The sequence below is a fragment of the Streptomyces sp. NPDC007971 genome (genome assembly GCF_042958635.1).
Lineage (GTDB): Bacteria > Actinomycetota > Actinomycetes > Streptomycetales > Streptomycetaceae > Streptomyces.
This window is the reverse complement of sequence record NZ_JBIBJK010000004.1, coordinates 493392-501689: the sequence shown is the minus strand read 5'-3', so window position 1 is coordinate 501689 and position 8298 is coordinate 493392. Positions and strand designations below refer to the sequence as shown.

The 8298-nt window shown below is 71.8% G+C and carries 7 protein-coding genes; 2 read left to right on the top strand and 5 right to left on the bottom strand.

Annotation, left to right across the window (positions count from 1 at the left end; genetic code table 11):
- Positions 1 to 338: 338 nt before the first annotated feature.
- Positions 339 to 779, bottom strand: a complete 441-nt coding sequence (locus tag ACFZCP_RS11325) for a hypothetical protein (RefSeq protein ID WP_391426182.1) — start codon at positions 777 to 779, stop codon at positions 339 to 341.
- 350 nt (positions 780 to 1129) lie between these two features.
- On the opposite strand from ACFZCP_RS11325, the gene ACFZCP_RS11320 reads away from it, so the two are divergent.
- Positions 1130 to 1870 carry an alpha/beta fold hydrolase gene (locus ACFZCP_RS11320; RefSeq protein WP_391426180.1) on the top strand — a complete coding sequence of 247 codons (741 nt, stop codon included), beginning with the start codon at positions 1130 to 1132 and terminating at the stop codon, positions 1868 to 1870.
- Between the two features lie 87 nt (positions 1871 to 1957).
- Here the strand turns inward: ACFZCP_RS11320 and meaB are convergent, their stop codons facing one another.
- The 4 genes from meaB to ACFZCP_RS11300 form a co-directional block, all read right to left on the bottom strand.
- Positions 1958 to 2962, bottom strand: coding sequence for a methylmalonyl Co-A mutase-associated GTPase MeaB (meaB, locus tag ACFZCP_RS11315; protein WP_362700314.1), 1005 nt, complete (start codon positions 2960 to 2962; stop codon positions 1958 to 1960).
- A gap of 5 nt (positions 2963 to 2967) precedes the next feature.
- Positions 2968 to 5142, bottom strand: a complete 2175-nt coding sequence (scpA, locus tag ACFZCP_RS11310) for a methylmalonyl-CoA mutase (RefSeq protein ID WP_391426177.1) — start codon at positions 5140 to 5142, stop codon at positions 2968 to 2970.
- Positions 5142 to 6950: a methylmalonyl-CoA mutase family protein gene (locus ACFZCP_RS11305; RefSeq protein WP_391426175.1), complete on the bottom strand. Its 1809-nt coding sequence runs from the start codon at positions 6948 to 6950 to the stop codon at positions 5142 to 5144. The genes scpA and ACFZCP_RS11305 overlap by 1 nt, the downstream gene beginning before the upstream one ends.
- A gap of 109 nt (positions 6951 to 7059) precedes the next feature.
- Positions 7060 to 7572, bottom strand: a complete 513-nt coding sequence (locus ACFZCP_RS11300) for a MarR family transcriptional regulator (protein ID WP_391426172.1) — start codon at positions 7570 to 7572, stop codon at positions 7060 to 7062.
- A gap of 109 nt (positions 7573 to 7681) precedes the next feature.
- Here ACFZCP_RS11300 and ACFZCP_RS11295 point away from each other — a divergent pair, with 109 nt between their 5' ends.
- Positions 7682 to 8197: a YceI family protein gene (locus tag ACFZCP_RS11295; protein WP_391426171.1), complete on the top strand. Its 516-nt coding sequence runs from the start codon at positions 7682 to 7684 to the stop codon at positions 8195 to 8197.
- The last annotated feature ends 101 nt before the right edge of the window (positions 8198 to 8298 follow it).

The window sequence follows — 8298 nt, the reverse complement described above, 5'->3', positions numbered from 1 at the left end:
GTGGCCGCTTTGATGGACTCGTAACTCTTGGGCAGGAAGCTGCTCTCGTCACTGTTCGAGGGAAGGCTCGGAGCCGTGGCGACGATCGCCACCGCCGCTATCAGCCACGCCACGATCGTCCAGACGGGATGACGGACGACAGTTGTTCCAATACGTCGGAACATTCGGGGGGTCCTCCTGGGTGGGGCGTTCACCGCGGCCCGGGAACCGGTCCCGGTGCCGGCGACTCCGACCGGCATACGCCAACAGGTCGGTCGAAAGGTGGTCTTGAGATGGGGAGCGTCGAGGCCTGACCAGCGGGAACCCGCCGGGACGGAACGTTGCCCGGGGAACTGCCCTCAGGCGCCCTTGGGGAACACGGCGCGCAGCGTGGATTGGCGGGTGACGACAGCGGCGCGGATGACGGGCAGCGCGCAGATGCCCTGCATCACGGCGAACCAGAGCGGGCAGACACCCGGGATCAGGTCGACGCCGATGATCGCGATGGGCATGATGGCGGTCAGGGTCTCCACGCGGTCGAAGGCCTTTCGGTTCCCCTGCGAAGCGGTGACGGCCATCCGGTGGATCACCACGGCGACCGCCAGCAGCACGGCCGACCGGACCCACATGAACGTGGTCACCGAGTGACCGGTCGTCGCGACCACGGCGAGCACGACGATCGCCGCGGCGGTGAGAGCGCCGTAGAGCTTGATGGAGCTCTTCACCGTCTCGAAGGCTCCCTGGACACCGGGGTCCGTGAGCTGCGTCGCATTCACCGTGGAGTCCTTGGTCTTGGCCATGTCTGTCTTCCTCCGTCTCGTGGTGATGCCGACGCTACGGAGCGGGGGAGGGCCACGGTATGGGCCTGGACGTACGGGTGGGTGGGGCCAGACCCACTCCCGGGCCGATCCGGCGGAAAGGAGACAGACCGGCGCACGACGAGACGATTCCAGCCTGCCCCGCAGTGCGGCGCCCACACCTCGGACCGGCACAGGCCGGTCCATGGCGCGGTGCTCAGCGTCGACGGCGGGGCAACGGCCCTCGACCCCGGGACGCTCGGGTTCGGCTTTTGTACGACCCCGCGAGGAAAGGGCCCGGCCGACGACGGAAAATGACCGGAAGACATGAAGAGAAGGGACGCCACCCGCACATGACGGAGCCCACATCCCTGCGCCGCCCCCGGCCTCGCCCCGAGGCCCGCTTCCAGCTGGTCTGTCTGCCGCACGCCGGCGGCTCGTACAGCGTGTACACCGCATGGGCCAAGCGGCTGCCGCCCGAGGTGGAGCTGATCGTCGCCTGCTACCCGGGGCGGGTGCACCGGATCGGCGACCCCTGGCCCGCCTCGATCCCGGCACTCGCCGCGGATCTGGCCGCGGACCTGCGCACGGTGCTCGACCGCCCGTGGCTGGCCCTCGGGCACAGCATGGGCGCCTTCGTGGCGTACGAACTGGTCCTGGCGATGGGGGAGTCGGGACACCCGGCCGAGCGGCTGTTCGTGTCGGCGCGCGAGGCCCCCGACTGCCCGCCGGTGCGGCACCTGCATCTGCTGGACGACGACGAGTTGTGCGCGGCCCTGATCGCACTGGGCGGCACCCAGCCGGAGTTGCTGGAGATGCCGCAGATGCGGGAGCTGATCCTGCCCGTGGTGCGCGGCGACTACCGGCTGCTCGCCGAGTACACGCCCCGGCCGCAGGCCCGGCTGACCTGCCCGGTGACGGCCTTCGCCGGTCTGGCGGACGACAGGCTCTCCCTGGACGGGGTCGCGCGATGGCGCGAGTGGACCTCCGGTCCGTTCGACTCCGTCGAGTTCTCCGGCGACCACTTCTACCTCTTCGAGGAGACCGACCGGGTCATCGGCGAACTGGCCGACCGGCTCCCCGCCCGCACCTGAGCGGCGCCCCGCCGACGGGACCTGCACCGTCGCGCGGTGTTTCCGGCCGGGGCCGCACCGTCCCGTGCGGCCCCGGCCGAAGGCGTGTCACGGGGCGGACGTGTTCCGCGCGCTGCCGCCGAACGCCCGCAGGATGTGCTCCGCGGCCAGGGTCGCCGTCAACGAGCCGTCCCTGACCTGCTGTTCGAGGGCGGGAGCGGCCTCGCGCACCGCGGGGTCCGCGTGCAGACGGCCCAGCAGTTCGTCGCGGACCATCGACCAGGTCCAGCCGACCTGCTGGTCCCGCCGCTTGGCGGTCAGCCGCCCGGTGGAGTCGAGCAGCGTGCGGTGCTGTTCCAGGCGCTCCCACACCACATCGAGGCCGGCCGACTCACGGGCACTGCAACTGAGCACCGGCGGGGTCCAGAACGCGTCCTTGCCGTGCATCAGCCGCAGGGCGCCCGCCAGTTCCCGCGCCGCCGCCCGGGCGTCGCGCTCGTGCGGGCCGTCCGCCTTGTTGACGGCGATCACGTCGGCCAGCTCCAGGACGCCCTTCTTGATGCCCTGCAGCTGGTCGCCGGTGCGGGCCAGGGTCAGCAGGAGGAAGGAGTCGACCATGTCGGCCACCGCGGTTTCCGACTGGCCGACGCCGACGGTCTCGACGAGGATCACGTCGTAGCCCGCCGCCTCCATGACCACCATCGACTCGCGCGTGGCCTTCGCGACCCCGCCCAGCGTGCCCGCGCTGGGGGAGGGCCGTACGAAGGCGTTCGCGTCCACCGCCAGGCGTTCCATCCGGGTCTTGTCACCCAGGATCGAGCCGCCCGTGCGGGTGGAGGACGGGTCGACGGCGAGTACGGCGACCCGATGGCCCAGCGAGGTCAGCAGCGTGCCGAACGCGTCGATGAACGTCGACTTGCCCACGCCCGGCACCCCGCTGATGCCGATCCGCCGCGCCCGGCCGCTGTGCGGGAGCAGCTCGGTGAGCAGCTCCTGCGCCAGCGCCCGGTGCTGTGGCCGGGTGGACTCGACGAGCGTGATGGCGCGGGCCACCAGGGCCCGCTTCCCGTCGAGCACGCCCTTCACATACGTGTCGAGATCGATCGCTGCCATGCGGATCAGAGGTCGTGGCCGAGGTCGGCCGCGAGCCGCTGCACCAGGTCGTACGCCGCGTCCGGGATCACCGTCCCGGGCGGGAACACGGCCACGGCGCCCATCTCCAGCAGCGTCGGCACGTCCTGCGGCGGGATCACCCCGCCGACCACGACCATGATGTCCTCACGGCCTTCCTCGGCGAGCTTCTCGCGCAGCGCCGGGACGAGGGTGAGGTGACCGGCGGCCAGCGAGGACACTCCGACCACGTGCACGTCCGCCTCGACGGCCTGCCGGGCGACCTCCTCCGGGGTCTGGAACAGCGGGCCGACGTCGACGTCGAAGCCGAGGTCGGCGAAGGCGGTCGCGATCACCTTCTGGCCGCGGTCGTGGCCGTCCTGGCCCATCTTGGCGACCAGGATGCGCGGCCGGCGGCCCTCGGCCTCCTCGAACGCGTCGACCAGGGCACGGGTGCGGTCCACGGACGGGGACGCGCCTGCTTCGTTGCGGTACACGCCGGAGATGGTACGGATCTGGCTCGCGTGCCGGCCGTACACCTTCTCCAGGGCGTCGGAGATCTCACCGACGGTGGCGTTGGCACGCGCCGCGCGCACGGCCAGCTCCAGCAGGTTGCCCTCGCCGTCCGCGGCCCGGGTCAGCGCGTCCAGCGCGTCCCGGCACGCGGTCTCGTCCCGCTCCGCGCGCAGCCGCCGCAGCTTCTCGATCTGCTGGGTGCGCACCGAGGAGTTGTCGACCTTGAGGACCTCGATCTGCTCGTCGCTGTCCACCCGGTACTTGTTGACACCGATCACCGGCTGCCGCCCGGAGTCGATCCGGGCCTGGGTGCGGGCCGCGGCCTCCTCCACGCGCAGCTTCGGGATGCCCGCGTCGATGGCCTGCGCCATGCCGCCGGCCTGCTCGACCTCCTGGATGTGCGCCCAGGCCCTGCGCGCGAGGTCGTAGGTGAGCCGCTCCACGTAGGCGCTGCCGCCCCACGGGTCGATGACCCGGGTGGTGCCCGACTCCTGCTGGATGAGCAGCTGGGTGTTGCGGGCGATGCGGGCCGAGAAGTCGGTGGGCAGCGCGAGCGCCTCGTCGAGGGCGTTGGTGTGCAGCGACTGGGTGTGGCCCTGGGTCGCGGCCATCGCCTCCACGCAGGTGCGCGTGACGTTGTTGAAGACGTCCTGCGCCGTCAGCGACCAGCCCGAGGTCTGCGAATGGGTGCGCAGGGACAGGGACTTGGTGTTCTTCGGCTCGAACTGGGAGACCAGCTTGGCCCACAGCAGCCGCGCCGCCCGCAGCTTGGCGACCTCCATGAAGAAGTTCATGCCGATCGCCCAGAAGAACGACAGCCGCGGCGCGAACGCGTCCACGTCCAAGCCCGCCTCGCGGCCCGCCCGGATGTACTCCACACCGTCGGCGAGGGTGTACGCCAGCTCCAGGTCGGCCGTCGCACCGGCCTCCTGGATGTGGTACCCGGAGATCGAGATGGAGTTGTAGCGGGGCATCCGCTGCGAGGTGTACGCGAAGATGTCGGAGATGATCCGCATCGACGGCTTCGGCGGATAGATGTAGGTGTTGCGGACCATGAACTCCTTCAGAATGTCGTTCTGAATGGTCCCGGCCAGCTTCTCGGGCGGTACGCCCTGCTCCTCCGCCGCCACGATGTAGAGCGCCAGCACCGGCAGCACGGCGCCGTTCATCGTCATCGACACGGTCATCTTGTCCAGCGGGATGCCGTCGAAGAGCTGCCGCATGTCGTAGATCGAGTCGATCGCGACGCCCGCCATGCCGACGTCGCCGGTCACCCGCGGGTGGTCACTGTCGTAACCGCGGTGCGTGGGCAGGTCGAAGGCGACCGACAGGCCCTTCTGACCGGCCGCCAGGTTGCGCCGGTAGAACGCGTTGGACTCCTGGGCGGTGGAGAAGCCCGCGTACTGACGGATCGTCCAGGGCTGGTTGACGTACATCGTCGGGTACGGGCCGCGCAGATACGGGGCCATGCCCGGGTAGGTGCCGAGGAAGTCCAGGCCCTCCAGGTCACGGCCGGTGTACAGCGGCTTGACCCCGATGCCCTCCGGGGTCTCCCACAGCGGCTGCGCGGCGCCGGTCGCCCGCTCGACGGCCCGGCGCCACTCCCCGTCACCGCCCTCGGTGAGCGGGGTCCCCAGCTCGATGCCGGAGAAGTCGGGGATTCCCATCAGGACACTCCCATGCGGTCGAGGGTCGCGGAGAGCACGGCGACGGCGTCACATCCCGCGAAGACGTACGAGTCGATGCCGGCGTGGTCGGCCGGGCGTCCTGCCAGGAACACATGGCGGGCGCCGGCGGCACGCAGCGAACGGGCCGTCTGCCCGGCCTGTTCAGCGTAGAGCGCGTCGCTGGAGCACACCACGGCCTCGGTCGCGCCGCTGTCCTCGAAACCGCCCTCGGTGACGGGCTCGATGCCGCCCGCCTGGAACAAATTGGCGGCGAAGGTCGCCCGCGCGGTGTAGTCGGCGGCGGAGCCGAGAGTTGCCAGGAAGATCCGGGGGCGGGCGCCGGTCGCCGCCAGATGGGCGTCGGAGCGGGCGCGCAGCGCCTCGTAGGCCTCGTCCCGGCGCACCCGGGGCAGCCCGCCGGAGGGCGGCTCGGGTGCCGGCTCGCGCTCGACCGGCTTCTCGGCCAGCAACGGGAACTCGCTGACACCGGTGATGGGTTCGCGCCGCTTGGCGAGCTTCTTGGAGCGTTCGGCCCAGGTCGTCGCCAGGTCCGTGCGGATGCGGCCGGAGCGCAGCACGGCCGACTGGCCGCCGTCCCGCTCGATCGTCCGGAAGAACTCCCAGGCGGCGTGGGCGAGTTCGTCGGTGAGCCGCTCGACGTACCAGGAGCCGCCCGCCGGGTCGATCACCCGGGCCAGGTGGGACTCCTCGACCAGGATCGTGGAGGTGTTGCGGGCGATACGGCGGGCGAACGCGTCCGGCAGGCCGAGTGCGTGGTCGAACGGCAGGACGGTCACCGAGTCGGCGCCGCCGACCCCGGCGGCCAGCGTCGCGACCGTCGTGCGCAGCATGTTCACCCACGGGTCGCGGCGGCTCATCATCACCGGCGAGGTCACCGCGTGCTGCACCTGCGCGCCCGCCCCGGGCGCCCCGGAGACCTCGGCGACCCGCGCCCACAGCCGGCGCGCGGCACGCAGCTTGGCGATGGTCAGGAACTGGTCGGCGGTGGCCGCGTAGCGGAACTCCAGCTGGGCGCAGGCCGCTTCGACCGTGAGGCCGGCCTCGGTCAGCTCGCGCAGGTAGGCCACGCCGGTGGCGAGGGAGGCGCCCAGCTCCTGGGCGGCCGAGCCGCCCGCCTCGTGGTACGGCAGCGCGTCCACGGTCAGCGCGCGCAGGCCCGGGAACCGCTCGGCGCAGCGCGCGGCGAGGGCGGCGACGGGCGCGAAGTCCAGCGGGGAGCCGGTGCGGGCCTCGTACCCGAGCGGATCGGCGCCCAGGTTGCCGCGCACGGCCTTCGGGTCCACGCCTCTGTCCTCGTACAGCCGCAGCAGCGCGGCCGCGGCGGCCTCGGTGTCACGGCCGGCGTCCAGGACCACCGGGGCCAGGTCGAGGTAGACGCCGTCGAGGGCGCGCTCGATGCCGGACACCGGGACGCCGCCCCGGCCCACGAGCAGCCACAGCGAGGTGACGCCGTTCTCCAGGTCGGCGAGGACGGCACCGTCGACGAGCGTCGCGTGCTGCTGCCGTACGTCCCAGCCGCCCGTGGTGCCGCCCTCGGGGCGGCTGCCGCGCACGAACGGCGCGAAGCCGGGCAGACCGGGGTCGGGCGCGCCGTCGCGCGCGGTGTAGAGGGGCCGGGTGCGCAGCCCGTCCTCGAGCAGGGTGGACAGGGCGTCCTCTGCTGCCGTACCCGAGACTTCCTTGCCCGACTTGCGCAGCACACCTTCGACCAGGCGTTGCCACTGCTCGTGGGTCGCGTCAGGGAACTCGGCGGCCAGTGGGAGCCCGTCGTCAGGCAGGACCGTCATGGCTCGGATGCTAGGGCAGCAGCCGTGAGTGACGGCACATCGCGGCCTGTGAGGTTTCCCTCCTTGCGTCAGTGACCTGGACCGCTCACGCCCTCAAGAGCCCGGTTTCCTACGGTTCCTGTGGCTGTCGGGGCTCGTCGGCGAAGTCGGGGACCAGCGCGGACAGCGCCTCGCGCTGCTCGGGGCCGACGAACCGGGAGAGTGCCTCGCGCACCGTGTCGGCGAGCACGCCGGAGGCCTCCTGCAGCAGCCGCCGGGCCTTGTCGGTGAGCGCCACCACGATGCCCCGTCTGTCCCCGCACGCGGACTCGCGCGTGACCAGTCCGGTCCGCTGGAGGCAGGCGATCTGGTAGGTCAGCCGGGTCTTGGGGCGGCCGAGGAGTTCCGCGATCCGGGTCATGCGCAGGCCGCCCCGCGGCTGCTCGGCCAGCAGGCACAGGATGAGGAACTCGTCGTGCGAGACGTCGAGGGACTCCTTCACGACCGTCCGCAGCCGCTGCTCCACCGCGCCCGTCGCGGCCAGCAGGAGCATCCAGGCGCGCAGCTCGGCGGGGAGCAGCCCGCCGCCCCCGGCGGAGGGGCAAGTGGGCTGGTCGTCGAGGTGTTCGTCGCGGGCGGCCATGGCTTCGAGTCTACCTGTTGTCCAAATTTGGATGATGGGCTAGCGTGAGGTCATCCAAATTTGAACCAATGGTGTGACCGAACCATCCCACCCGAACAGGAGGACGGCCATGACCGTCGCCGTCGAAACAGGCATCTGGCAGCTCGACCCGGCCGCGTCCACCGTGGGCCTGCGGCACAGGACCTTCTGGGGCCTGGTCACCGTCAAGGGCACCTTCACCGCCGTCACGGGCGAGGGCGAGGTTCGCGCCGACGGCTCGGCCACCGGCACCGTGCGACTCGACGTGGCCTCCCTGGACACCGGGAACGCCAAGCGGGACACCCACCTGCACTCGGCCGACCTCCTGGACGCCGGCAACCACCCGGAGATCACCTTCGCCGCCCGCTCCGCCGACCGCCTCGACGGCGACAGCGTCCGGGTCACCGGTCAGCTCACCGTGCGAGGCGTCAGCCGGCCGCTCACCTTCACCGCGCGCGTGGCCTCGGCGACGGCCGAGGCGCTCACCCTGGAGGCCGAGTTCACCGTGGACCGGGACCAGTTCGGGGTGACCTGGAACCAGCTGGGCATGATGCGCGGCCTGACCGCGGTGACGGCCGGGCTGCGGTTCACCCGCACGGACGGCTGATGGGGTTCGGCCGCACCGATGGCTGATGCGGTCCAGCCGCACGGATCGCTGACGGTTCAGTCGCAGGGCGGGCTGGTGCGTGGGCCCTTCCCGCCCGGCCC

What these genes read in the sequence shown, in the direction of transcription:
- ACFZCP_RS11300 (WP_391426172.1), bottom strand. Translation starts at nt 7,572, where the DNA reads ATGGCCGCCCGCGACGAACACCTCGACGACCAGCCCACTTGCCCCTCC.
- ACFZCP_RS11320 (WP_391426180.1), top strand. Translation starts at nt 1,130, where the DNA reads ATGACGGAGCCCACATCCCTGCGCCGCCCCCGGCCTCGCCCCGAGGCC.
- ACFZCP_RS11305 (WP_391426175.1), bottom strand. Translation starts at nt 6,950, where the DNA reads ATGACGGTCCTGCCTGACGACGGGCTCCCACTGGCCGCCGAGTTCCCT.
- meaB (WP_362700314.1), bottom strand. Translation starts at nt 2,962, where the DNA reads ATGGCAGCGATCGATCTCGACACGTATGTGAAGGGCGTGCTCGACGGG.
- ACFZCP_RS11295 (WP_391426171.1), top strand. Translation starts at nt 7,682, where the DNA reads ATGACCGTCGCCGTCGAAACAGGCATCTGGCAGCTCGACCCGGCCGCG.
- ACFZCP_RS11325 (WP_391426182.1), bottom strand. Translation starts at nt 779, where the DNA reads ATGGCCAAGACCAAGGACTCCACGGTGAATGCGACGCAGCTCACGGAC.
- scpA (WP_391426177.1), bottom strand. Translation starts at nt 5,142, where the DNA reads ATGGGAATCCCCGACTTCTCCGGCATCGAGCTGGGGACCCCGCTCACC.